The sequence below is a fragment of the Polaromonas sp. P1_F2 genome, from assembly GCF_056405735.1.
In genome coordinates this window covers 1-23,549 of the sequence record NZ_JBFUBN010000005.1, presented here as the reverse complement: position 1 = coordinate 23,549, position 23,549 = coordinate 1, and the positions used below count along the sequence as shown (strand labels likewise).

The window sequence follows — 23,549 nt, the reverse complement described above, 5'->3', positions numbered from 1 at the left end:
CGCATGTTCCTCGGCATCGATCTCGGGACCTCCAGTGTCAAGGCTGTCGTGCTGGACCGCCGGCACCAGGTGCTGGCCGTCGGCACGGCGCCGCTGGCGGTCGACCAGCCGCAGCCGCTGTGGCGCGAGCAGCATCCCGATGCCTGGTGGCAGGCTTGTGATGGCGCCGTCCGGGAAGCGCTGGCCGGGTTGGCGGCGGCGGGGCACAGCCCCGGCGACGTGGCGTGCATCGGCCTGACCGGCCAGATGCACGGCGCCACCCTGATCGATGCGAAAGACCAGGTCCTGCGGCCCTGCATGCTGTGGAACGACGGGCGTTCCGCCGCGGAATGCGGCTTGCTGGAAAGCAAGGTGCCCAGTTCGCGGCAGATCACCGGCAACATGATGATGCCCGGCTTCACGGCGCCCAAGCTCCTGTGGGTGGCGCGCCATGAGCCGGCGGTGTTCGAGCGCGTGCGCCATGTGCTGTTGCCCAAGGACTGGCTGCGCTGGCGCATGACCGGCGAATACGCCACCGACATGTCGGATGCGGCCGGCACGCTGTGGCTTGACGTGGCCAGGCGTGACTGGAGCGACGAGTTGCTGGCGGCCTGCGGCCTGTCGCGCGAGCACATGCCGGGGCTGCACGAAGGCCCCGAGGCCACGGGCAAGTTGCGCGCCGACCTCGCGCGGCGCTGGGGCTTGCGTTCAATCCCGGTGGCCGCTGGCGCGAGCGACAACGCCGCGGGTGCGCTCGGGGCCGGCGTGTTCCGCGCCGGCGACGCCATGCTGTCGCTGGGCACCTCGGGCGTGGTCTTCGTCGCCACGCGTGAATTCGTCTCCAATCCCGGGCAAGCCGTGCACAGCTTCTGCCATGCCTTGCCGCAGGCCTGGCACCTGATGTCGGTCATGCTGTCGGCGGCTTCGTGCCTGGATTTCACCGYCTCCCTGCTTGGCGAGCCCGACGTGGAACGGCTGCTGGCCGAGGCCGAGGCGCGCGGCTTGAGGTCGTCCACGCCGCTGTTCCTGCCCTACCTGAACGGGGAACGCACGCCGCACAACAACCCGCATGCCCAGGCCGTGTTCTTCGGCCTGAATGCCGGCACCTCACGCGCTGACATGGTCAATGCCACGCTGGAAGGCGTGTGCCACGGGCTGGCCCAGGGCATCGCGGCCTTGCAGGCCACCGGCGCCGGGCTAGCGCAGGTCAGCCTGATCGGCGGCGGCTCGCGCAGCGCCTACTGGGCCCGGATGCTGGCCGACGCCACCGGGCTGGAAGTGATCCGGCGCGAGGACTCCGCCGTGGGCCCCGCCCTGGGCGCGGCCCGGCTGGCCTGGCTTTGCGCGGACAAGGCGGATGCCCAGGACGTCTTCAAGGCGCCCGCGGCATTGGACAGCTTCGCGCCCCGGCCCGTCGAGCAGGCACGATGGAAAGAGCGCGCGGCGCGTTTTGCGTCGCTGTACAACAGTGTTGCGCCCTTGTATGGTTCGGGCGCGGCGCCTGGTTGAGCACTTTTTTGGGAACCCCGCTTCGTTCATTGTGCGGAGGTGAAGGTCAAACTGTCAGCCTAGAATCGGTCCGCGGGGTTCCCCCGACCGATCACCAGCGTTCAGGCTTTACCGATGAATGACCTTGTTTCCGAATATCGGGCCATGCCCTGGGCCACGGATCACTTGCCGGATTCCGGCTTGAACCATCGCAAAAGCGAAATCATCCGGGCGCTTGATTCGGAGGCGAACCAGGACGATGTTTCCCAGCTGCTTCTTGATGTGCTCCGGGAGCCCCTGGAGTTTGACCTGGCGCGCGTTGAAGCCATCCAGGTTGTCGGGCTCTACGTCGATGAGAGCAGCTCCCTGCGCAATGAGCTCTTCAATGAGGTCATCCGCATATTCAACAGCGAAGGCGAGGATGAGATGCTCCAAGGCTGGGCTGAACGGTACGTGAAGCGCCTGGAGCAAGCTTTGAAGAACGCAGGTGTTAGGCCTCAATGAGAAATCAGGTATTACCGCTGATTATTCGGCTCGTGGCGTTTATGACGCCATTGTTCCTTCTGCACCTTTACTCACGAAGCGCGTTTGAGTATGCACGCACACAAGAGCGTCACGGGGATGCTGGCCTGGGGATTGCCATTCTTCTTGGGTTCATTACCTTGGTCATGTTAGGTGCGTTTTTTGTTGACTTCATCATCCAGATCCGAAGGAGAAAGCCTCTGAGCTATTTGACCAGCGCTTTCATCGTGCTGCTACTCCTCATGCCGTTTGGCTGGTTCGCGTGTAATTGGCTTGGACTTCATCAGAGTCTTGCTTGCAGAGTTCCCATGGTGGTTTTCAGTCAGGTTCTAGACTGGCTTCATTTGTGAGGCCCAGAGGTCCGGGTGTTTGTGATGACGAGCGCGGTCGTCGCTCATCTCCATTGAAGTCAATGGGAAAAGGAGCGCAGTGAAATTTATATGTCGATGAGAATAATCTGTAACGACAAAGAGGTTTACGCCCAATGAAATCAGGTCGAATTACATTCCCGGAGAACCCGTGGCCTGAAGGCCATGCCCTCAAGCAGTTTCGGTGGTCCGCCGAGCGCAGGGGCGACGACGTCTGGTTTCACTTCCACCTGGAAACCGAGGATTACGACGCCGAAAGGGACATCGAAGAAGAGGAGGACGAGGACCATCCCTCGGCCTGGGAGGCACCGGGGGTCTGGTGCAACTACGGCAGTTGCACCATCTCCTCCGACCAATGGCATCAGGGCGGCTTTCGAGGCTGCTCGCTCGTACAGTTCGCGCCCGGGTCTGTTGATGGACTTCGGCTCCACGTGGATGGGCCTCCCTATGACCTGACGGAGGGCTACGAAGCGCGTGCATTTCATGTCTATCTGCTCGGGCATGATTGCGTGGTGGATCACACAATCGCCTTTTCCCGTGTGGAGGGTACGGACCTGTTCGATATTACCTGGGAGGGCAAGATTGCCTTGACCTACGTGGGTGACTTTGAGCCGAAACATGGTTTTCTTGCCGAGATCAAAGGCGTTCCGTTCCCAGAGGTCACGAATGGCTCCTTATGACACCGGCCACCTCACTCGCTGCATTTGAGCAGCGCCTCTCGCCTGGCGGTCGCTCCGTGTCGGCACTTACAGCCTCCGAAGGTGTGGAGGCCATGCTTGCCTTCTACGCCTCCGAACGATGCGACGGATGCGTCCTCGAGGACGATGGAGACATGCTGCTCTTTCAGTGGGGCACCTATACCTGGACGGACCCAACGCACTTTGAGCTCAACATCACTCGGCAGCTTATGACGGGTGGTGACGGTAGTGACGGTGGTGGCGACGAGGATGAAGATGATGATGAGGGCATTCTTCAGCTGTCCCTGACCTTTCGATTCCCACCTACGGCAGAACTCAAGGCTCTGGGAAGCGGCAATGAATGGTGCGATACGCCGTCCGGCCTGCCAGCATTTCGGGCCTGCATCGATGCCTGCCCCGCTTTCCAACGGGTCGGAAGCCGAATCCCTTCCGAGGTGGTGCTTCATCTCGACCCGGTGTGACCGCCACAGGACCGGCGCCGAACTGGCGCATGCGGCAGAGCGCGCACCTTGGACACAGAAAGTTTACTTGCCACGGCATTGCTTAGCAAGGCTCGTGTCAGCGTCACGCTGGAGTATGGGCGGTTTTTTCACGCAGGCGACGCATGACTATTCATGCGTGGCCTCAATCATTAATAGTTTCAGGGAGGAATGTGATGTCTACGATGTCCATCGTTATTTCAGTTGCATGTGTGTTTGCTGTGTACTTTGCCGTGCTTTTTGTCTACATGAAGAAAAAAAAGGCCCGCCAGCTCGACGAATTCAAATCAAAGCACTCCGGCAATCCATTGGATGAAAAGCAAAAAAGAGCTCTGGCATTTGGCGGAATCCTGTTCAGCAACCGGTTCGAAAAAATCCTGACCATTCTTCCGGAAGATGACTTGAACACATACATTGCCGGGCTCAAGAATCAATGGGAAATCGAGAATTCCAACGACGCCAAAGAGGCGCTCGAAAACCTGCTTAATCTCAATAAAAGCAAAGACATTGATTCCTTGGTCGCAGGCTCGTCAGAGCAGGTCAAGGCAGCGCAAAAAGAGATTGCAAAAGAACTGGGAATTCCCCTGGCGTCCGTGGAAGCGACGCGGTCGACTTTTGGCTGGGACACCATGAGGGCGGTGTCATTGGCCAGGTGGTGCTACTGGGCAGGCTATCTCACGGAACAGGAAACCTGGGAGTTCATCCACAAAGCCGCAGGTATCGCCAGCACACTCGGCAAGAGCTGGGAAGACTATACGGTTTCGTTCCTGTTAGGCAGAACCATTCACGGATTTGACCTGGAAGACATTGGCTCAATGGCCAAGTACATCCTGAATGGGAAAACACGAGGCGATGAGAATACCGATATTTATTTGAAGTATTCGTACAAATAAAACAGCTTGCCTGACTTGGCGTAGGAACTTTGAAGGAGCGCCGGCGCATTGCGCCGCTTCTCGCTCGCTTCCCAATCAATCAACGACAGCAAGGCAATCCGTGCGCAATACCTGCATCGCAATAGCGGTGAGTTCAATTCTCGCCGCTTGCAGTTCACACGATCCCCAGCCGTTGGAACGAACGCCACCCGCGCCTGCTGCTTACAACACGGTGGTACTGCCACCAGTGGTGTACGGGCATTACCGAGGCCGCCAGATGTCTGAGTCCGATGATGCGTGCGGCGTGCCGGACCCATTGCGCCAGGCGGTGCAAGACCGGTTGAAAGCGCGGCATGAAGTGGCGCTTCCCGCGTTGGGTGTCGGTAGGGGGGCTGCCCCTTTGCTGAAGATCGAGATCATGGACATCGTGACCGTCAGCGCCGGCGGTCCCACGATTGTGGTCGTCCATGCTGTGCTCGAACGACCGGGACTGCAGGCTGTGCACTTCAAAGGCCTGCGCCAGATGCACATTCAGCATTCCGACATCAAGGCGGAGACCACCGAGTGCAGCGCGATGGATACAGTGATTCAGGGCTTGGGCGCGGACCTTGCGACATGGATGCTCAAGCCGGTGGACGGGGTGTCTCTGGTGAACGGGGAGTGAGTCCCGTCCGATGGTCAAACGGCAAAGCCTGACCAGCTTTTCGTATCCCCACTGCGCCGCTTAAGTCCAAACCGTCAGACACCCGGAACACCTACGATGAGAACACTGTCCATCAGCAGCATTGAATTTACCGAGACTCATGTCAGCGTAACGCTGGGCGACGGTCGAATTCTTCACGAGAAGCTTTCGCGTAATCCGGACCTGCTAAAGGCAAGTGCCAAACAGAGACTCGAATGGAAGCTGCTGGACGATGGTCTGGTGTCTTGGCCTCACCTGGGCGACAAGGTAGCACTTGACGCGCGATGGCTGCTTTGGGAGGAGCTGTGCAAGCAGGCCAACGACGAGGCAAAGGCCAAAGGCTTCAAGCTGAACGAACTCCCACCTCGCTCGCAAGAGATCGTTGCCCTGTGGCGGCTTGAAGCGGATGGCTACAACGGTGGGTTCATGCAGTTTTTCTGCAACTGGGGCGAAGCGAACTGTCGCATCGCCTTGTCAGCATTACAGGCCATCGGGGCCGATGCCACCTATGCAATCGTGGCACGCCAGCGAGAAATATTGGAAAGATCCAAAGATCATCCTGAGCTCAAGTCATATGACGATATCTGGAATCTCCTGACCGAGGAAGAACAGCAGGAAATTGGTGGCAAGCTGGATCGCGAATTCTGGGAGGCCGGCGACGAGATACCAAAACTGGCGGCGCTGCACTACTACGAGGGCTAGGCGCCGATGAATGGGGCGCCTCGACGTTTCATCGGACAGAAGAGTTTGGTTCTTATGGAAATGACTGCGCATCACATCACAAAGAGTCAGCGTCTCGCACAGGCCTTGGCGGCGTTGATTCTGGCTGTGTGGTTTGATTCCCTCGCCACGATTGAGTGGTCCTACCCGTACTGCACGCAGCCATCAGATGGCCCAGCCTATCCGGCTGCGGGCTTTCCCTTTCCGTACGCAGTGGCCAGTCATGCATCGTCTCTGGAATTTCTTTTCATGCCGCATGTGCTTGCACTCAATCTTCTGTTGATGAGTGCCGCGGCATATCCTTTGCTTCGACTCCTGAATCGGGCTGTTGTTGCCAAGCCCGCGCTTCGTCGGCTCAAGCTGGTGAGTCTTGTTGTCCTTGGAGTGAGCATCTTCGCGATTCGCGGCTTGTCTCTCACGTTGGCTCATCCCGTTCTGTCGATAGGCGATGGGAGCTACCTGGCCTACGGCGATCTCAGGCCTGTTGGGATCACATCGTCGGATGTGGTGCACAGCAAGAGAGCATGCAAGGCATCAGGGCTCTGGTTTCCAGATGGTTGGAGCAGCAGGTGAGCGGGAAGCCTGGAAAACGCCGGCTTACATATTCCGCCGGTACTGCCCACCCACCTCAAACAGCGCATTGGTGATCTGCCCCAGTGAGCAGACACGCACGGCCTCCATCAGCACTTCGAAGACGTTGAGGTTTTCGATCACGGCCTGCTGCAGGTGTTTGAGCATGGCGGGTGATTCGGCGGCGTGGCGGCGGTGGAAGTCGTCCAGGCGCTTGAGCTGGCTTTGTTTTTCTTCTTCGGTGGAGCGGGCCAGTTCTAGCTTGTCTTGCACCGCGTCGCCGTGCGGGTTGCGGAAGGTGTTGACGCCGATGATGGGCAGCTCGCCGGTGTGCTTGAGCATCTCGTAGTGCATGGACTCGTCCTGAATGCGGCCGCGCTGGTAGCCGGTTTCCATGGCGCCCAGCACGCCGCCGCGCTCGGCGATGCGCTCGAACTCCAGCAGCACGGCTTCTTCGAGCAGTTCGGTAAGCTCTTCGATGATGAACGCGCCTTGTGAGGGGTTTTCGTTCTTGGCCAGGCCCCATTCGCGGTTGATGATGAGCTGGATGGCCATGGCGCGGCGCACCGATTCTTCGGTCGGCGTGGTGATGGCTTCGTCAAACGCGTTGGTGTGCAGGGAGTTGCAGTTGTCGTAAATGGCGATCAAGGCCTGCAGCGTGGTGCGTATGTCGTTGAACTGGATCTCCTGCGCGTGCAGGCTGCGGCCCGAGGTCTGGATGTGGTATTTCAGCTTCTGGCTGCGTTCGTTGGCGCCGTATTTTTCTTTCATGGCCACGGCCCAGATGCGGCGCGCAACGCGGCCCATCACGGTGTATTCGGGGTCCATGCCGTTGCTGAAGAAGAAGCTCAGGTTGGGCGCGAAGTCGTCGATGTGCATGCCGCGCGCCAGATACGCTTCGACGAAGGTGAAACCGTTTGACAGCGTGAAGGCCAGCTGGCTGATGGGGTTGGCGCCGGCTTCGGCGATGTGGTACCCGCTGATGGAGACGCTGTAGAAGTTGCGCACCCGGTTGTGCACAAAATACTGGGCGATGTCGCCCATGACTTTCAGGCTGAATTCGGTCGAGAAGATGCAGGTGTTCTGGCCCTGGTCTTCTTTCAGGATGTCGGCTTGCACCGTGCCGCGCACGTTTTCCTGCACCCACTCGCGAATCTTGGCGGCCTCAGTCGCTGTCGGGTCGCGGCCGTTGTCTTGTTTGAATTTGGTGATGTTCTGGTCGATCGCCGTATTCATGAACATCGCGAGGATGGTCGGTGCCGGGCCATTGATGGTCATGGAGACCGAGGTCGACGGGTTGCACAAGTCAAAGCCGTCGTACAGCACCTTCATGTCGTCCAGTGTGGCGATGGAGACGCCCGAATTGCCGACCTTGCCGTAGATGTCGGGCCGCAGCGCCGGGTCGTTGCCGTAAAGCGTGACCGAGTCGAAGGCGGTGGACAGGCGCTTGGCGGCCATGCCTTCGCTGAGCAGCTTGAAGCGGGTGTTGGTGCGGAAGGGGTCGCCCTCGCCGGCGAACATGCGGGTCGGGTCCTCGCCCTCGCGCTTGAAGGCGAAGGTGCCGGCGGTATAGGGATAGCTGCCGGGCACGTTGTCCAGCATCAGCCACTTGAGGATTTCACCGTGGTCTTCGTACTGCGGCAAAGCCACCTTGCGGATGGTGGTGCCGGAAAGCGATTTGGTGGTCAGCGCGGTGCGGATTTCCTTGTCGCGGATTTTGACCACGTACTCGTCGCCGGCGTAGGCGGCCTGCATGTCGGGCCATTGGGCGAGCAGGGCGCGCGCGTCGGCGTCCATGCGCGCCTTGCGGTGGCCTGCCAGGTCCAGCGCGGCTTCGGCGGCCGGCGCGCGGTCGGGCTTGTCGATCTTGAGCATGGCGGCTGCCGCCTTGAGCTGCTGCACTTCGCGCGCCAGCTGGGCTTGCGCGCGGGCGCGCTTTTTGTAGCCGCGCACGGTGTCGCTGATTTCGGCCAGGTAGCGCGTGCGCGCGGCCGGCACGACGGGCGTCTGGTTGGTGCTGTGGCGCACCTCGGCCGCGGGCAGCACGCCGCCCTCGAGCGCCAGGCCCAGCGCGGCCAGGCGCGGCTTGAGGGCCTGGTAAAGCGCGGTGACACCATCGTCGTTGAAGCGCGCAGCCATGGTGCCGAAGACCGGCATTTTGTCGGCCGGCGTGCTCCAGGCTTCCTTGTTGCGCTGCACCTGCTTGGAGACGTCGCGCAGGGCGTCGAGCGAACCCTTGCGGTCGAACTTGTTGATGGCGATGAACTCGGCGAAGTCCAGCATGTCGATTTTTTCGAGCTGGCTGGCCGCGCCGAACTCGGGTGTCATGACATACATGGGAACGTCGACGTGCGGCACGATGGCGGCGTCGCCCTGGCCTATGCCCGAGGTCTCGACCACGATCAGGTCAAAGCCCGCGCATTTGCAGGCGGCGATCACGTCGGGCAGGGCCTGGCTGATCTCGGAGCCGAAGTCGCGTGTGGCCAGGCTGCGCATGAAGACGCGTTGGCCGCTGTCGGCGTTCTTCTGGCCGGCAACTGGAACGGTCCACGGCGAAATCGCATTCATCCGGATGCGGTCGCCCAGCAACGCGCCACCACTCTTGCGGCGAGATGGATCGATGCTGATGATCGCCACGCGCAGCTTGTCGTTCTGGTCCAGGCGCAGGCGGCGTATCAGCTCGTCGGTGAGCGAAGACTTGCCCGCGCCGCCTGTGCCGGTGATGCCGAGCACGGGAATCTTGCGGGTGGCGGCCTGGGCGCGAACCTGCTCGACCAGCGCCGGATCGGCCTTGCCGTTCTCGAGCGCGGTGATCAGCTGGGCCAGGGCCCGCCAGTTCATCTCGCCATGGCCTTCAATGGCCTTGACGTTTTTGGGCGCGAAGCCGGTCAGGTCCTTGTCGCAGCGCATGACCATCTCGCCGATCATGCCGGCCAGGCCCATCTTCTGGCCGTCTTCGGGGCTGTAGATGCGGGTGACGCCGTAGGCATGCAGTTCGCGGATCTCGGGCGGCACGATGACGCCGCCGCCGCCGCCGAACACCTGGATGTGCTCGCCGCCGCGGCTCTTGAGCAGGTCGACCATGTACTTGAAGTACTCGACGTGCCCGCCCTGGTAGGAACTGATGGCGATGCCCTGGGCGTCTTCCTGCAGGGCGGCCGTCACGACCTCGTCGACGCTGCGGTTGTGGCCCAGGTGGATGACCTCGGCGCCCATGCTCTGCAGGATGCGGCGCATGATGTTGATGGCGGCGTCATGGCCGTCGAACAGGCTGGCCGCTGTGATGAAGCGCACCTTGTGCGTGGGGCGGTAGCTGGCGAGCGCTTTGTATTCAGCGGACATGTCGGTCATGGTTGTCTCCGGGAGGGGCGGGTTGGCGCCCTCGCTCACTGTAGTTGACGTTTACGTAAACGTCAATCTTACTCCGTAAGCGGAGGCTGTTCAAGTGCCCGTCCGGGCGGGGGGTGTTCGAAGGAAAGCGGGGGCGCGGCGGGCGGCCCCGCGAAGGGGCCTGCCTGCCGTTCAGCCGCCGCCGTACAGGAACTTCGGCAGCCAGAGCGTCATGCCCGGCCAGACGTACATGAACACCATGCACAGGATCACGATCAGCATATAGGGCATCATGCCGGCGAAGATCTGGTTCAGGGTCACGTGTGGCGGCGAAACGCCTTTGAGGTAGAAGGCGCTCATCGCGACCGGCGGCGACAGGAAGGCCGCCTGCAGGTTGACGAAGACCAGCACGCCCCAGAGGATGGGGTCGATCTGGAAGTGCTGCAGCAGCGGAAGGAAGATGGGCACGAAGATCACGATGATCTCGGTCCACTCCAGCGGCCAGCCGAGGATGAAGATGATGGCCTGCGATACCAGGAGGAACTGCAGCGGTGTCAGCTCCATGGACAGAACCCATCTTTCGATCACGGCCTGGCCGCCCAGCAGGGCGAACACAGCCGAAAACAGCGCCGAGCCGACAAACAGCCAGCACACCATGGAGGTGGTCTTGGCGGTCAGGAAGACCGCTTCCTTGATGCGCTGGAAGTTCAGGGTCTTGGCGTGCCAGGCCATCAGGAAGGCTCCGGCCGCGCCGACCGCCGCCGATTCGGTGGCCGTCGTGATGCCGAACAGGATCACCGCCAGCACGACGAAGGTCAGGATGGCCAGCGGCATGACGGAGGACACCAGCATGCGCAGGATCTCGAATTGCTCTGCGTCGAACTTCCAGTAGTACCAGAACAGCAGCAGCAGCGCGATGCCGCAGGCGATCCAGAAGCCGGTGAAAAACATGGCGGGAACAGCGGCGGTGTGCGGGCCCTCGGCCGACGGGTCGCCAAACTGTTGCATGGGCTCGTCCTTGGCGGGGCCGGCGGCCGGCTCCTGGACGGCGCCAGGCGGGGCCGAAAGTTCCTGCAGGCCGCTGGTTTCGGCCGGCGGTTCCTGGACGCCACCGGCAACCGGCGGCGCCTGGACAGCCGCTGCGCCGGGGGCCTCCTGCAGGCCGCCGGTGGCCGCCGTGGTCGGGGCGGGCGCCTGGGCCCGCTGGGTGACCTGCGCCGCGGCGCTGGCGACGTTGTCCTCCTGGGAGTGGATCACGACATACCACCACACGGCGCCCAGGGTGATGGCCGACAGCGCCAGCGGCACCAGCGCCAGGCCCAGGCTGCGCGCCAGCAAGCTCCGGGTGATCTTCATGCCGTCCACGCCGGCTTTCAGGGCGCGGCCGGGTGACGCGGTGGCGGCCAGCAACGCGGGCAGCATGCGGCGCGAATAGGCGCCGGCAACGGCTTGAAGCCAGGGCGGTACCGGCACCTGCTGCTGTTCGGGCGGCAGCCTGGGCGCGATCTTCGGGTTGATCAGTACCCAGCCGATGATGTAGACGAGGTACAGCAGCGCCAGGAAGAAGCCGGGGAACATCGCGGCGGCGTAGAGCTTGACCACCGACTGGCCGGCGACTGCCGCATACACGATGATCATCACCGAGGGCGGGATCAGGATGCCCAGCGTGCCGCCGGCGGTGATCACGCCGGCTGCCAGCCGGGTGTCGTAGCCGGCGTTGAGCATGGGCCGCATGGCGATCACGCCCATCAGCACCACGACGGCGCCCACCAGGCCGCTGGCGATGCCCCAGAAGGTGCAGATGATCAGCGTGGTGACGGCCAGCGAACCGGGGACGCTGCGAAACGCGAGCTGCACGCTGTGGAACATCTTGTCCACCAGCGCGCCGCGTTCCATCACGTAGCCCATCAGCACGAACAGCGGGATGGATAACAGCGTCTCGTTGGTCATGGCTCCGAAGGCGCGCTGCACCATGAGGTCGAAGATCTTGTTGTCGAGCCAGTGGGCCGACGGGTCGTAAAAGGCGACGAAACCGAACATGATGCCCAGCCCCATCAGGGTGAAAGCCGTGGGGAAGCCCAGCATGATCACCACCACGATGAGGCAGAGCATGGTCATGCCGAGTGCTGCGTTGCTCATCATTCAGCCTTTCATGCCGATGGATTTTTCGATGGCAAGCCGCTTGGCGTCCTCATCGACGAATTCGCTGCCGGCCAGTTGCTGGGCCACGACGTCGGCTTCCTCGGCGTCCTTGAGCCGGGGTGTCCATGCGCCGGTCCTGATGCACACCACGCAGCGGATCATCTCGGCGATGCCTTGCATCAGCACGATGGAGCCGGCCAGCGGGATCACGAACTTGAAGGGGTAGAGCGGAATTGGGTCGGCGTTGAAGGTCTGCTCGTGGATGGACCAGGAGTCGTTGAAGTAGGTCCAACCGGCCCAGGTCAGCGCGGCGATGCCCGGCACGAAGAACAGGAGGTACAGCACCAGGTCCAGCGAAGCCTGGGTGCGCGGCTTCATGCTGCCGTACAGAAAGTCCCCGCGAACGTGGCCGTCGTGGGCCAGGGTGTAGGCGCCGCCCATCATGAACAGGGTGCCGTAGAGCATGTTGTTGGCGTCAAAGATCCAGGCCGTCGGCGCGTTGAGCGCGTATCGCTTGAAGACCTCGGCGCAGACCAGCAACATCAGCACCACGATGAGCCAGGCAAAGGCCTTGCCCACCCAGGTGCTGATGGCGTCGGCGGTGTGAAGGAGACGTTGAACGTTCATGGCGGTTCCGATGGCAGGCTGCGACAAAGAAAAGCAGCCATCCAGGCGGAACCGGATGGCTGCTGTACTTCAGGCTCAAGCGCTGGCGGTCAGGCTTTTTTGCCGGAGAAATAATGGTTGTAGGCCATCTTGAAGTCGACGGAATAGTCGTTGTGCCAGGACACGGCCCGCTGGGCGAAAGCTTTTTGCGAATCCAGCACCTTCTTGAACAGCGGGTTCTCGCCGGCTTTCTTGGCAATGGTTTTGTCCCAGGCGTCCAGCTGGGCCCTCAGCACGGCATCCGAGGTCTTGTAGAACTTGATGCCCTGCTTCTTCATCTCGATGTAGTCGGTCGAGTTGCGGTCTATCATTTTCCAGCTCATGTCGGCGCTGGCCGCCTGCACCGCATAGTCGATGATGGATTTGAGCTCGGCCGGCAAGGCGTTGTATTTGGTTTTGTTGAACAGGATTTCGAACTGCTCGCCGCTCTGGTGAAAGCTTTGCAGCATGCAGTTTTTCACCACGTCCGGAAAACCCAGTATCCGGTCGGAAGTGGCGTTGTTGAACTCGGCCGCATCAATCAGGCCGCGGTCCAGCGCCGGCACGATCTCGCCGCCCGGCAAGGGGTTCACCGCGGCGCCCATCAGCGTGAACATGTCCACGGCCAGTCCCACCGTGCGGTATTTCAGGCCCTTGAGGTCCTCGGCCTTGGCGATGGGTTTCTTGAACCACCCCAGCGGCTGGGTGGTCATGGGGCCGTAAAGGTAGGACACCACGTCCATGTTGATGGTCTTGTAGATCTCCTCGAGCAGGGCCTTGCCGCCGCCGTAGTTGTGCCAGGCCAGGACCATGTTGGAGTCCATGCCGTAGCCGGGGCCGGAGCCCCACAGGGCCAGCGCCGAATTCTTGCCGTAGTGGTAGGCCACCACACCGTGGCCGCCGTCCAGCGTGCCCTTGTTCACGGCTTCCAGCAACTGGAAGGCCGGCACCACCGCGCCCGAAGGCAGCACTTCGATCTTCAGGCGGCCGCCTGCCATGTCGTTGACCTTCTTCGCGAAGTCATTGGCGAATTCATGGAAGATATCCTTGGCCGGCCAGGTGCTCTGGAAGCGAAAGGACGTTGTCTGCGCCATGGCGACCATCGGGGCGGACAGGGCGCCCGCGGCAATCGCGGCGCCTTTCAGCAGGCCGCGCCTGCGGGGGCTTTTGCTCTCGGTCATGACTTGTCTCCTGTTGTTTGGGAAAGTAAGAACACTAAGAACACTCATCATTCCGTCTTGCCCATCCCTTACAAAGAGGGTTTCCACCAACGCAGGCGGCTGATTGGCGTTTCGATTACCCCCGATCCGGGTGAAACAGTTTTTGCACCACGGGCGGGAATCGGCTGCAGGTGTCCAACGCGCTGCCGTGATCCTTTGCAATCTTTTAGGCCAGCAGGCGCGGGCGAACCGGCTCTGCCGGGCGCCTCGCGTCGCCCCCTGCAAGGGGGGTAGGCACTACACGCAGCGAAGCGGAGTGAGAACGGCGGGGGGTTATTCAACTCTTAATCCTTTGAGAGCGGGATCGCCGGGCGGAAAGCGCAGGCCCAGCTGCACCAGTGTGGCGCGCACCACGGTGGCGATCATCAGGTTGCGGTGGGTTTTGGAATCGGCGGGCACCACTGTCCATGGCGCCCAGGGTGTGCTGGTGGCGCGCAGCAGGTCTTCGTAGGCTTGCTGGTACTGCTTCCACTGCTTGCGCGCCTCCAGGTCGTCCGTATTGAATTTCCACTGCTTGGCCGGGTCCTCGAGCCGCGCCTGCAGGCGTTCGCGCTGCTCATCGCGGCTGATGTGCAGCATGAACTTGAGGACCACGGTGCCGGTCTGCGCGAGCAGGCGCTCGAAGTCATTGATCTGCCGGTAGCGCTCGGCTGTCTGCGCCGTCGTGATCCAGCCCTTGACGGGCGGCACCAGCACGTCCTCGTAGTGGCTGCGGTTGAAGAGGGTGATCTCGCCGGCCGCGGGCACCTGCTGGTGGATGCGCCACAGGTAGTCGTGCGACCGCTCCGCTTCGTTGGGCGCCCGCCAGCTCACGGTGTGCACGCCCAGCGGGCTGATACGGCCGAACACGCCGCGCAGCGTGCCGTCCTTGCCGGCGGTGTCGGTGCCTTGCAGGATGACCAGCAACTTGAAGCGCTTGTCGGCATAAAACAGGTTCTGCAGTTCGTCGAGTTCGGCCGCCAGCGTGTCGACCAGGGTTTTGTCCTGCTGCTTGTCGCCGCTGGAAAAAGGCTTGGCGGCTGGGTCCAGGCCGGCCAGCGCCCAGGCCTTCGCTTTTTTGCCGGACGGCGGCAGGCCGTCGGCATCGGTCTGCGGCGGCTGCCATCGGGCCAGCAGCCTGGCCAGGGCTTTCAGGTCCGCCTTGCCGGCCGCGGCGTCGGGAAAAAGGGGGATGTCTGTGCGGGTAGAGGGCATGGGGTCTCCTGTGTCCGACTGAGTGGCTGGGACGGCTCGTCGCCGTCCATTGTGATTGTGCATGGCGCTTGGTTTTTGCGGCGTGGTGGCTTCGACGCCTGGCTTTTCTCCCTGCTGTTGCCGGGGGCGACGGCCCGGGAATAAACTTGGCTTGGCGGTTTCATCCGCCGCCGGCCCATCCCACCAAGTCATCACTTCACATTCACAGGACAGGCAACGCCATGACAAGCCCCACATCCGCGGACACTTCCTCCCCGCTTCAAGTCCGGCCGGCCACCGGTTATGCCGGAGACATACCGGCGCGCCTGGCGCTGCAGTGGGTGCAGTCAGGCGAGGCGGTGCTGGTGGACGTGCGCACGGACGCTGAACGCGAATGGGTGGGTTATGTGCCGGGCGCGGTGCCCCTGGCGTGGAAGCAATGGCCGGGCATGGCGGTGAATGCGGGTTTTGACGATGGTTTGAAAGCGGCCGTGCCCGCCGGCAAGAAAGCCGTGCTGCTGTGCCGCAGCGGCGTGCGTTCGGTGGCGGCGGCCAAACGCGCGGCGGAACTGGGCCTTGAGGCCTATAACATCCTCGAAGGTTTTGAAGGCGACGCCGACGAACAGGGGCAGCGCGGCCGCAAGGGCGGCTGGCGTTTTCAGGGCCTGCCGTGGAAGCAGGGCTGAAGCACCCGAAAACCCCGCCAAACGGGGGGAAATCTGTACCTTTCGTAACTTCAACCTGTAAGGGAATGGCGTACGGGTCTCATAAAAATGAAGTGAATAGTTCACACCACGACATCTGAGGTTTGTTGTATGGAGGTACCCCCTGTCAGTTCTGACAGGGGGTAACACGTATCAATTTGTTTGAGCGCTTTCAATGGGGTTCTTCTTTCCAACGGAGCTCCCCCATGCAAGTACTCGAACGCGAACTGTCACCCGCCGTCAAGGCGCCTTCAAACCCCACCCTAGGCTCCCGGCTGAGTGAACGCATCGCGCGCGATTTCAAACCGCGCTGGGACCAGCAATGGGGCGGGAAATTCATGCTCCACGGGCGGACACCCGACTCCAATGCCATACGCCTGGATGGAAACGACTACCTGAGCGTGACAGGGCATCCGCAGATCGTGCATGCCCAGGTCGAGGCCTTGCGCAAGGAACAGGAGTTTGTCGTCCAGTCCGGCGTCTTCCACCTGAACCAGCACCCGACGCACACGCTGGAGATGGCGCTGGCCGGTTGGGTGGGCAAGGACGACGGTTTTATTTGCCAGTCGGGCTACGCGGCCAACGTCGGCCTGCTGCAGGCGATTGCCGACGCGCAGACGCCGGTCTACCTGGACACCCTGGCCCATGCCTCGCTCTGGGAAGGCGCCCACGCGGCGCGCGCGCCGGCTTTCGCCTTCCGCCACAACGACCCGGCCCACCTGGCGCGCATGATCGCCCGCAACGGCCCCGGCATCGTGGTGGTGGACTCGGTCTACAGCACCACCGGCGCCGTTTCCCCGCTGGTGGAGATCGTGGACGTGGCGGAGCAGAACGGCTGCATGATCCTGGTCGACGAGTCCCACTCGCTGGGCACGCACGGGCCGCAGGGCGCGGGCCTGTGCGCCGAACTGGGCCTGACCGACCGGGTGCACTTCATCACTGCCAGCCTGGCCAAGGCCTTCGCGGGCCGCGCCGGTTTTTTCACCGCGCCGGCGCATATGCGCTACTACATCCTGTGTTCGAGCTTCCCCAACATCTTCAGCTCCAGCCTGCTGCCGCACGAGATCGCCGGCCTGGCGGCCACACTGGACGTGATCCGCAAGAGCGACGACGCGCGGGTGCGCCTGCACGCGAACACCCGCCGGCTGCGCGGCTCGCTGAGCGAGCTCGGCTACCCCATCCACCAGGGCACCCAGCAGATCATCGCGCTGGAGGTCGGCTCGGAAAGCGACACCATGGTGCTGCGCGACCGGCTGGAGGAGCGCAATGTGTATTCGTCGATGTTCTGCGCGCCGGCGACCAGCGCCAAACGCGCCATGATGCGCATGACACTGAACGCCGGCCTGACGGCCTCCGAGCTGGACCATGTGGAAGCGGTGGCCCGCGAGATCGCGCCCATCGTGAAGCCCTGGGACTGGCCGATCGCGCGGCGCGCCCGGGCCGGACAGGCCGAGGCATGACGCCATGGGCCGCGCAGGCCCGGCACGCCCCGCGCTAGGGCCTGTTAACGCTATTTATGCAAGATGCGTTGCGAGTCAAAAAGGCCTTGAGCAAGGCGCAAAACGCAGGCGGGGTGAACCCCGTCAAGGCTTTGCAACGCCGCGCAAGGCCTTTTTGATCGCAACCCGGAGGGAATGGGGTTAAAACGGCGCCACTCCGCGTTGCGCTCCTAGCGCAGACACCCGGTCTGGGCGTCGTCGCGCGCCTTGATTGGCGCCGTTTTAACCCCATTCGCATTTGCATAAATAGCGTTAACAGGCCCTAGTCCTGCAGCTGCCTTTCGCCGGAGGTGGCGATAAAACGCTCGTGGCTGGTCATGAAGCCTGGGCTGAAGGGCTCGCCGATGCTGAAAAGTGCGGCGTGGAGCACGGCGTCGCCGGAGGAGATCGCGAAAGCCTGCCGTGGCTGGGGCTTCTGGCCGGCGCCCAGCGCCAGCTGCAGTTCCAGGTCTATGAGTTTTTTGCCCACGGCCACGTCGGCCACGGTGGCCGCATCCCAACCTTGCGACTCGGCGATTTCCGCGAGTTCGCGCAGCTTGCCCGCCGGTTCCAGCTGCAGCCAGCTGGCGCTGCCCTTGCGGTCCAGCGCCAGCACGCCGAAAGGCGCGCCTATGACCACATGTTCTATCCAGCCCTGGCGCAGTGCGAGGTTTTCAAGCTCCTGCGCGATCGTGGGCTCGCACAGCAGGGCGTGCTGCTCGCGCGACAGCGTGGAGCGCCAGGTCTGCTGGTGCCGCCCGTCGGGCTGGCGCAGCAGCGCCTGGATGGCGTCGGTCAGGCGCAACCGGATTTCGGGGGACTGCTTGGGAATGAACTGCTCGATCAGCCCGCGGTTGAAGGCCGACACGGCGAGCTGCTCGTCGGCGCGGCCGGTCAGCAGCACGCGCGCGCCGGACCAGCCCGTGAGCTCACTGAGCACCCGCAGCCCGCTCATCGCCGGCATCGAGTAGTCCACCACGCAGACCTGGGTGAGCGCAAAGCGCGCCGTGCCGTCCTCGCGCCAGTACTGCAGGATTTGCGGAATCAGGGCCGAGCCTTCGCGCCAGCGGTTGATGATCTCCTGCTGGCGCCAGGCATCGGCTTCCCAGCGGGCCGGCTCCTTCAGCAGCAGCTCTATGCAGGCCACCGGCCGCAGGAACAGGCGCACATACCAGTCCAGCGGCATGACTTCAGCCAGCATTTCAAGATAGTCCGGGTCGTCGTCCAGAAAGACCACGCCTCCCGGCCGGCGGTAGAGTGCAAAGGACATGTTTGTCGTTTTATGGAAGGTTGTCAAAAGCAGTCATACAGTTGCAAAAAACAGGCCGTCAAGGCGCGATGGGCAGCTCGATGGTAAAAACGGCGCCCACGGCAAACTCGGATTTCACATGAATGTTGCCGCCTGCACTTTGTACCACTTGCTGGCAAAAGGCCAAACCCAGGCCGTGGCCTGTGCCGCGGTTGCTGGAGAAAAAAGGCTTGAAAATCTGCGGCAGCAGGGCGGCATCTATGCCCATGCCTTCGTCTGCGACGATAATGCGGCCGCGCCCCTGCGCCTGGCGCACCTCGATGCGCAGCGCGCCGCTCGGGTATTTGGAGTCGGCGGCCATCAGCGAGTGCAGGGCGTTCTTGATCAGGTTGTCCAGCACCTGGGAAAACTGGGTGGCCGAGGAACGGAAACTGAAATCGTCATGAAGGATGACCTTGACGCAATCGCGCTGGCGGCTCGACTGGTAGGGGTAGCCCACCACCACTTCCTGCACCACCTGGCTGGCCAGGACCCGTTCGGTGTAGCGCGGCAGCTGCAGCAGCTTGGCGTTGGCGATCTGCGTGTCGATCTGGTGGTTCATGTTGCGCACCAGGGCGTGCAGGCGCAGCGCGAGCTTGTCCAGCTGTTGCGCGCGCGGGTTGTCGGGCTGGCGCTGCACCTCCAGCTGGATCGCGTCGCCCAGCAGGGCCGCCGTCGACAGCGGCGTGCGCAGTTCATGCGCCATGATGCCGATGGTGGTCAGCGTGCTGGAGAGCTGCTCCCGCCGCAGGTTGGCCGAGGACAGGTTGAGCACCAGCGCGATCGACCAGGCAAACGCGAACACCACCGCGTGCACGGCGCGCTGCTCCGGCGGCAGCAAGGGAACCGCGGGACCGATGGCCATGAAGGCCCCGAATGCCAGCAGGCCCCCCGTGATGGTGCCCAGCGTGGCCAGGCGCCAGTCGGTCACGTGGTAGTAGATCAGCACCATGGCCGCCATGGTGGCCAGCCACACCGTGCTGCCGCTGTTGCACAGGTACATCCAGCTGAACAGCACCGGCAGCTCCACCCAGAACACCAGGCCGAAGACCCTTTGCGCCAGGCGGCTGCCCGGGTCGTGGTTGACGCGCCGCGTCATCAGGCTGTAGCCCAGCAGGCTGGCGCCCACGCGCAGGGGCAGGTTTTCGTAGGGCTGGGGCAGCCAGGCCGACCAGATCCAGGCGAACAGGGCATTGCCCGAGAAAAAAGAAAGTCCCAGCCACCACAGACGCCGCGGCGATGGATGCAAAATGGGCTCCAGCGGGGCGAGTACCAGTTCTTCCCGCAGCCACTGGAGCAAGGGACGCTGTGCCAGCCACGCATGAAAGCGGGCGCTCCTCACTTTAGAAATCTCTCCAGCACAACAGGGAACCTGACTGATGATGCATTTGACATGTGACTGTATTGTCCCGGTTCTTTTTCCGTCAAGCTAATGCTGTTACCTGCCAACTTTGACAGCGTGAGCCTGGACGGCGTCATCAGCGACTGGCTGTGCGCCCTGCGCGAATTCTCGGTCGAGGCCCTCATGGTGCTCGGCCCCGACCCTTTTGCGGGCCAGGAGGACCGGCTGGTGCTGGCCATCCACCCGCCCCGCCTGCTCGAAGCGGCCGAAGCCCTGGCTGAAAGCCGCGACTTCGGCGCACCCTGGCGCGACTCCGACGCGCCCCTGGTGGCCTGGCAGGACATTTCCAAATCGGCCTTCGAAAACCTGGGCCGCTGGCGCCGGCTCTGGCTGGCCCACGGCTACCAGAGCGTGGTCCGCATCGCCTTCCCCGTCACCGTGGGGCGCGCCTTCGAGTGCTACCTCTTCAGCCCGCGCCAATGGCACGACCGCAGCGAAGCGGCCCTGCTGGCCTGGTCGGCGCTCAACATCTGGCCGTTGCTCAAGCGTGCGCTGGCCGAGGCGCGCAGCCCGCTGAGCCCGCGCGAACTCGAATGCCTGAGCCTGGCCTTCCAGGGCATGACGGCGCGCGAAACCGGCGAGCTGCTGGCCTGCAGCGAACGCACCGTGAACTTCCACCTCTCCAATGCCATGACCAAGCTCAGGGTCGACAACAAGCTGGCCGCCATCCAGCGCGCCTGCTGGTTTGGCCTCATTTGAGCCTGTATTTCCCGCAAAGCCCTACTGGAAACCCCTAGGCGGGCAGCCGGGGGCGGGCGCCAAACCTGTTCATAATCCGCCAAATGACCTTTCTAGCGCTTGACGTGGGTAACACCCGCCTGAAATGGGCCCAGTACGAGGCGCCCACGGCGGGTGCCAGGCTGCTGGCGCAGGGGGCGGTGTTCCTGGAGAACATCGACAAGCTCGCGGAAGAGGAGTGGAACGCGCTGCCCGTGCCTACGCGCATCCTGGGCTGCATCGTCGCCGGCGATGCCATCAAGCGGCGCGTGGCCGAGCAGATGGAGCTCTGGGACGTGGCGCCGCGCTGGGTCGTCTCCAGCCCGCAGGAGGCGGGCGTGAGCAACGGCTACGACCATCCGGCCCGCCTGGGCGCCGACCGCTGGGTCGCCATGATTGGCGCGCGGCATCGCCTGCTGGCGCGCGGCGTGCAAAAGCCCTGCGTGGTCGTCATGGTCGGCACCGCGGTCACCGTCGAGGCCATAGACGCCTCCGGGAAATTTCTGGGCGGCATCATCCTGCCGGGCCACGGCATCATGCTGCGCGCGCTCGAGTCCGGCACCGCAGGCCTGCATGTGCCCACCGGCGAAGTACGCGACTTCCCCACCAACACCAGCGACGCCTTGACCAGCGGCGGCACTTTCGCGATTGCCGGCGCGGTGCAGCGCATGGTGGAAAACATCACGCGCCATTGCGGCGAGACGCCCGAATGCATCATGACCGGCGGCGCAGGCTGGAAGATGGCGCCCAGCATGTCGGTGAGGTTCGAGCTGGTGGACAGCCTCATCTTCGACGGACTGCTTGAAATAGCTTCCCGGCGTTTCGCCCCCTGAAGCGGCGGCACCAGGCCGCTCACTCTCCCCAGGGCAGCATCAAGGTCACGATAGAAAGCTTGGCGAATTCGGGCACGAATTCATCAATGATGCGCTGAGGCTCCGGGCACAGCGTGCTGTCGGTGATCACGCCGAACTGCACGCCGCCGCCGTAGCTCAGGATGGACACGCCCAGGCCCACGTCGCCCGACTGCGGCACCCAGAACATGCTTTGCTCCAGCGTGGAGCCGCAGAACTTGAGCTTTTCGCGCGGCCCCGGCACGTTGGTCATGACCGCCGTGGTCTTCTTGGCGAAGAGGTTGAGCATCACGTCCTGCGCCGGTTTGATCAGCAGGCCCGCCACCGCCAGCAGGCTGAAGGCCAGCAGCGGCTGGTAGCTGCCCTTGAGCGCGGCCATGCGGCGGCGCACCTCGTAGACACGTTCGATCGGGTTGTCCACGCCTATGGGCAGCACCAGCGGCACCAGGCCGAAACGGTTGCCCAGCTTGTGCGCCTGGTCCAGCGGGCGCAGGTTCACCGGCACCATGGCGCGGATTTCCTGGCCCGCCACCTCGTCGCCGAAAGTTTTCAGGTACTCGCCCAGGGCGCCGGCCACGCAGCTGAGCAGCACGTCGTTGATCGAGCAGTTGAGCGCCTTGCCCACGGCCTTGACCTCGTCCAGCGGGATCGGCTGGCACCAGGCCACCTTCTTGGCGCCGCCGGGCTTGCCCTTGAGCCGGGTTTTGGAGTCGTCGGGCATCAGGGCCAGCGCGGCGCCGTCCTTGAGCACCTGCATCAGCACCTTGGCCATGTCCATGGAGCTGTGCATGCCGTCTTCCATGCCTTTTTTAGGATCCCCCAGCATGCCCAGCGAGCGCGCCGCGCCTTCGCCCACCGCGCCCAGCGCCTTGACCGTGATGTCGGTGAAGGGTTTGAGCAGCGTGTCGGCGATCCAGTCTTCCGTGCCTGCGGCGGCTGCGGCCTTCTTGCGCCGCTCAGGCGGCGGCGCGCCGCCGTCGACCAGCGACATGGTCACCGAGATCAGCGCGATGCCGTCGGCGATGCAGTGGTGGATGCGCACTATCATGGCGCTGCCCTTGACGCCGTCGGGCCCGGTGTAGTCCTCGATCAAATGGATTTGCCACAAGGGGCGTTTCGGGTCCAGGCGCTGGGTGGCGAGCACCGCCACGCGGTCCTGCAGGGCTTGTTCCTGGTTGGCTGATTTCGGTAGTTTCTCGGCCACCACGTGCTTGGCCAGGTCGAAGTTGCGGTCCATCACCCAGGTGGCACCGGCCGCGTCTTCCATCACGCGCTGCTTGAAGCGGTCGTACTTGAGCAGGCTGTTTTCGATGCGTTCGCAGACCGCCGCGTGCTTGACGCCCGGCGCCAGCTGCCACACGCCCACGATCATCATGAGGTTGGCGTCGTTGTCCATGCGCAGCCAGGCCGTATCGACCTTGCTCATGCGCTCACCCGAAATGCCCAGGGTTCCCGAGACGGCCCGCTTGACGTTCTTCTGGACGTTTTTTGCCACTTTCCGGCCGGCGGCCTGGGCGGTAACGCGTGTAACCATGAGCACTCCCGATGCAAAACTTCTGAGAATCCGCCCCGGATGGGGTAACTTCCCTATTTTGCAAGGAACGGCCTCGCTAAGATACCGGGCAGTTACCCCAAGCACCGTCATTGGTGACCCACTTCTAAAAAACGGAGATCCCTCATGTCAGACCTGAAAGCCGCCTTCGACAAAGCCATGGCCGATTCGAAAAACCTCAGCGAGCGTCCTGACAACGCTACCTTGCTGAAGATCTACGCGCTCTACAAGCAAGGCAGCGTTGGCGACAACGCGGAGAAAAAGCCCGGCTTCGGCGATATGGTTGCGCGCGCCAAGTGGGATGCCTGGAATAGTCTTAAGGGTACTTCGCAGGATGATGCGATGCAGCAGTACATTGATTTGATTGCCGACTTGAGCTGAGCCTTTCAGGCACGGATTGGCCGGTCTTGCTCCGGCCTTTGCGCTCCGGTTCTCTCTTCTTAGTTCTGCTGGCCGGGGGTTGCCCGGCGGCAAGTAACTTTCTTTTGCTTCGCCAAAAGAAAGTCACCAAAGAAAAGGCGACCCGCAGTCTGGGTCCCTACGCTTCGCTTCGGGCAACCTGCGGTGCTCGAGCCAAGCGGGGTCCGGCTAAACTCGCTTCGCTCAGACAACGCCGGCCCTGATCCGCTTGTCTCTGCGCTCCTCGGCCCAGCCAGGACGGGGCAATCG

21 protein-coding genes are annotated in these 23,549 nt (G+C 63.0%); 13 read left to right on the top strand and 8 right to left on the bottom strand.

From position 1 onward, the window contains the following. The first annotated feature begins 3 nt into the window (after nt 1–3). The 8 genes from xylB (at nt 4) to AC1D0O_RS11655 (ending at nt 6,381) form a co-directional block, all read left to right on the top strand. Nucleotides 4–1,488 (top strand): xylulokinase, encoded by a 1,485-nt coding sequence (xylB, locus tag AC1D0O_RS11690; RefSeq protein ID WP_477653698.1) that lies wholly within the window; start codon nt 4–6, stop codon nt 1,486–1,488. A 114-nt stretch (nt 1,489–1,602) separates the two neighbouring features. Beyond that, nucleotides 1,603–1,971 (top strand): hypothetical protein, encoded by a 369-nt coding sequence (locus AC1D0O_RS11685; protein ID WP_477653697.1) that lies wholly within the window; start codon nt 1,603–1,605, stop codon nt 1,969–1,971. Nucleotides 1,972–2,473: 502 nt separating this feature from the next. Then, a complete protein-coding gene (locus AC1D0O_RS11680; protein ID WP_477653696.1) occupies nt 2,474–3,037 on the top strand; it encodes a hypothetical protein in 564 nt (187 codons plus the stop codon). A 92-nt stretch (nt 3,038–3,129) separates the two neighbouring features. Further along, nucleotides 3,130–3,516 carry a hypothetical protein gene (locus AC1D0O_RS11675; RefSeq protein ID WP_477653695.1) on the top strand — a complete coding sequence of 129 codons (387 nt, stop codon included), beginning with the start codon at nt 3,130–3,132 and terminating at the stop codon, nt 3,514–3,516. Nucleotides 3,517–3,710: 194 nt separating this feature from the next. Then, nucleotides 3,711–4,427 carry a DUF1266 domain-containing protein gene (locus tag AC1D0O_RS11670; RefSeq protein ID WP_477653694.1) on the top strand — a complete coding sequence of 239 codons (717 nt, stop codon included), beginning with the start codon at nt 3,711–3,713 and terminating at the stop codon, nt 4,425–4,427. A gap of 256 nt (nt 4,428–4,683) precedes the next feature. Then, nucleotides 4,684–5,070 carry a hypothetical protein gene (locus tag AC1D0O_RS11665; protein WP_477653693.1) on the top strand — a complete coding sequence of 129 codons (387 nt, stop codon included), beginning with the start codon at nt 4,684–4,686 and terminating at the stop codon, nt 5,068–5,070. A gap of 96 nt (nt 5,071–5,166) precedes the next feature. After that, nucleotides 5,167–5,790: a DMP19 family protein gene (locus AC1D0O_RS11660; protein WP_477653692.1), complete on the top strand. Its 624-nt coding sequence runs from the start codon at nt 5,167–5,169 to the stop codon at nt 5,788–5,790. A 54-nt stretch (nt 5,791–5,844) separates the two neighbouring features. Continuing rightward, nucleotides 5,845–6,381: a hypothetical protein gene (locus tag AC1D0O_RS11655; RefSeq protein WP_477653691.1), complete on the top strand. Its 537-nt coding sequence runs from the start codon at nt 5,845–5,847 to the stop codon at nt 6,379–6,381. Between the two features lie 24 nt (nt 6,382–6,405). Here the strand turns inward: AC1D0O_RS11655 and icmF are convergent, their stop codons facing one another. From icmF to AC1D0O_RS11630, 5 genes are all read right to left on the bottom strand, one after another. Then, nucleotides 6,406–9,729 carry a fused isobutyryl-CoA mutase/GTPase IcmF gene (gene icmF, locus AC1D0O_RS11650; RefSeq protein ID WP_477653690.1) on the bottom strand — a complete coding sequence of 1,108 codons (3,324 nt, stop codon included), beginning with the start codon at nt 9,727–9,729 and terminating at the stop codon, nt 6,406–6,408. A 171-nt stretch (nt 9,730–9,900) separates the two neighbouring features. Then, nucleotides 9,901–11,847, bottom strand: a complete 1,947-nt coding sequence (locus AC1D0O_RS11645; RefSeq protein ID WP_477653985.1) for a TRAP transporter large permease — start codon at nt 11,845–11,847, stop codon at nt 9,901–9,903. A gap of 3 nt (nt 11,848–11,850) precedes the next feature. Then, nucleotides 11,851–12,477: a TRAP transporter small permease subunit gene (locus tag AC1D0O_RS11640; protein ID WP_477653689.1), complete on the bottom strand. Its 627-nt coding sequence runs from the start codon at nt 12,475–12,477 to the stop codon at nt 11,851–11,853. 89 nt (nt 12,478–12,566) lie between these two features. After that, nucleotides 12,567–13,676 (bottom strand): TRAP transporter substrate-binding protein, encoded by a 1,110-nt coding sequence (locus AC1D0O_RS11635; protein WP_477653688.1) that lies wholly within the window; start codon nt 13,674–13,676, stop codon nt 12,567–12,569. A gap of 312 nt (nt 13,677–13,988) precedes the next feature. Then, nucleotides 13,989–14,909, bottom strand: coding sequence for a PPK2 family polyphosphate kinase (locus AC1D0O_RS11630; protein ID WP_477653687.1), 921 nt, complete (start codon nt 14,907–14,909; stop codon nt 13,989–13,991). Between the two features lie 221 nt (nt 14,910–15,130). On the opposite strand from AC1D0O_RS11630, the gene AC1D0O_RS11625 reads away from it, so the two are divergent. Together AC1D0O_RS11625 and cqsA are read left to right on the top strand one after the other, a co-directional pair. Further along, a complete protein-coding gene (locus AC1D0O_RS11625; protein WP_477653686.1) occupies nt 15,131–15,574 on the top strand; it encodes a rhodanese-like domain-containing protein in 444 nt (147 codons plus the stop codon). A 224-nt stretch (nt 15,575–15,798) separates the two neighbouring features. Next, complete coding sequence (cqsA, locus tag AC1D0O_RS11620; RefSeq protein WP_477653685.1) at nt 15,799–17,052, top strand: alpha-hydroxyketone-type quorum-sensing autoinducer synthase; 1,254 nt, start codon at nt 15,799–15,801, stop codon at nt 17,050–17,052. Nucleotides 17,053–17,353: 301 nt separating this feature from the next. Here the strand turns inward: cqsA and AC1D0O_RS11615 are convergent, their stop codons facing one another. Together AC1D0O_RS11615 and AC1D0O_RS11610 are read right to left on the bottom strand one after the other, a co-directional pair. Further along, complete coding sequence (locus AC1D0O_RS11615) at nt 17,354–18,340, bottom strand: response regulator (RefSeq protein ID WP_477653684.1); 987 nt, start codon at nt 18,338–18,340, stop codon at nt 17,354–17,356. A 58-nt stretch (nt 18,341–18,398) separates the two neighbouring features. Continuing rightward, a complete protein-coding gene (locus tag AC1D0O_RS11610; RefSeq protein WP_477653683.1) occupies nt 18,399–19,700 on the bottom strand; it encodes a sensor histidine kinase in 1,302 nt (433 codons plus the stop codon). Between the two features lie 90 nt (nt 19,701–19,790). Here AC1D0O_RS11610 and AC1D0O_RS11605 point away from each other — a divergent pair, with 90 nt between their 5' ends. Continuing rightward, entirely contained in the window at nt 19,791–20,459 is a 669-nt protein-coding gene (locus AC1D0O_RS11605) for a helix-turn-helix transcriptional regulator (RefSeq protein ID WP_477653682.1), read from the top strand. Nucleotides 20,460–20,542: 83 nt separating this feature from the next. Further along, a complete protein-coding gene (locus AC1D0O_RS11600; protein WP_477653681.1) occupies nt 20,543–21,310 on the top strand; it encodes a type III pantothenate kinase in 768 nt (255 codons plus the stop codon). 19 nt (nt 21,311–21,329) lie between these two features. On the opposite strand, the gene AC1D0O_RS11595 is transcribed toward AC1D0O_RS11600, so the two are convergent. Then, the gene (locus AC1D0O_RS11595) at nt 21,330–22,862 is read right to left on the bottom strand and encodes a wax ester/triacylglycerol synthase family O-acyltransferase (RefSeq protein WP_477653680.1); all 1,533 of its coding nucleotides are present in this window, start codon (nt 22,860–22,862) and stop codon (nt 21,330–21,332) included. A 144-nt stretch (nt 22,863–23,006) separates the two neighbouring features. On the opposite strand from AC1D0O_RS11595, the gene AC1D0O_RS11590 reads away from it, so the two are divergent. Next, nucleotides 23,007–23,261: an acyl-CoA-binding protein gene (locus tag AC1D0O_RS11590; protein ID WP_436156770.1), complete on the top strand. Its 255-nt coding sequence runs from the start codon at nt 23,007–23,009 to the stop codon at nt 23,259–23,261. Nucleotides 23,262–23,549 lie beyond the last annotated feature (288 nt).

Excerpts from the sequence above, each read along its gene's own strand:
- AC1D0O_RS11685 (WP_477653697.1), top strand. The coding sequence starts at position 1,603 with ATGAATGACCTTGTTTCCGAATATCGGGCCATGCCCTGGGCCACGGAT.
- AC1D0O_RS11680 (WP_477653696.1), top strand. The coding sequence starts at position 2,474 with ATGAAATCAGGTCGAATTACATTCCCGGAGAACCCGTGGCCTGAAGGC.
- AC1D0O_RS11675 (WP_477653695.1), top strand. The coding sequence starts at position 3,130 with ATGCTTGCCTTCTACGCCTCCGAACGATGCGACGGATGCGTCCTCGAG.
- AC1D0O_RS11670 (WP_477653694.1), top strand. The coding sequence starts at position 3,711 with ATGTCTACGATGTCCATCGTTATTTCAGTTGCATGTGTGTTTGCTGTG.
- AC1D0O_RS11665 (WP_477653693.1), top strand. The coding sequence starts at position 4,684 with ATGTCTGAGTCCGATGATGCGTGCGGCGTGCCGGACCCATTGCGCCAG.
- AC1D0O_RS11660 (WP_477653692.1), top strand. The coding sequence starts at position 5,167 with ATGAGAACACTGTCCATCAGCAGCATTGAATTTACCGAGACTCATGTC.
- AC1D0O_RS11655 (WP_477653691.1), top strand. The coding sequence starts at position 5,845 with ATGGAAATGACTGCGCATCACATCACAAAGAGTCAGCGTCTCGCACAG.
- icmF (WP_477653690.1), bottom strand. The coding sequence starts at position 9,729 with ATGACCGACATGTCCGCTGAATACAAAGCGCTCGCCAGCTACCGCCCC.
- AC1D0O_RS11645 (WP_477653985.1), bottom strand. The coding sequence starts at position 11,847 with ATGAGCAACGCAGCACTCGGCATGACCATGCTCTGCCTCATCGTGGTG.
- AC1D0O_RS11640 (WP_477653689.1), bottom strand. The coding sequence starts at position 12,477 with ATGAACGTTCAACGTCTCCTTCACACCGCCGACGCCATCAGCACCTGG.
- AC1D0O_RS11635 (WP_477653688.1), bottom strand. The coding sequence starts at position 13,676 with ATGACCGAGAGCAAAAGCCCCCGCAGGCGCGGCCTGCTGAAAGGCGCC.
- AC1D0O_RS11630 (WP_477653687.1), bottom strand. The coding sequence starts at position 14,909 with ATGCCCTCTACCCGCACAGACATCCCCCTTTTTCCCGACGCCGCGGCC.
- AC1D0O_RS11625 (WP_477653686.1), top strand. The coding sequence starts at position 15,131 with ATGACAAGCCCCACATCCGCGGACACTTCCTCCCCGCTTCAAGTCCGG.
- cqsA (WP_477653685.1), top strand. The coding sequence starts at position 15,799 with ATGCAAGTACTCGAACGCGAACTGTCACCCGCCGTCAAGGCGCCTTCA.
- AC1D0O_RS11615 (WP_477653684.1), bottom strand. The coding sequence starts at position 18,340 with ATGTCCTTTGCACTCTACCGCCGGCCGGGAGGCGTGGTCTTTCTGGAC.
- AC1D0O_RS11605 (WP_477653682.1), top strand. The coding sequence starts at position 19,791 with ATGCTGTTACCTGCCAACTTTGACAGCGTGAGCCTGGACGGCGTCATC.
- AC1D0O_RS11600 (WP_477653681.1), top strand. The coding sequence starts at position 20,543 with ATGACCTTTCTAGCGCTTGACGTGGGTAACACCCGCCTGAAATGGGCC.
- AC1D0O_RS11595 (WP_477653680.1), bottom strand. The coding sequence starts at position 22,862 with ATGGTTACACGCGTTACCGCCCAGGCCGCCGGCCGGAAAGTGGCAAAA.
- AC1D0O_RS11590 (WP_436156770.1), top strand. The coding sequence starts at position 23,007 with ATGTCAGACCTGAAAGCCGCCTTCGACAAAGCCATGGCCGATTCGAAA.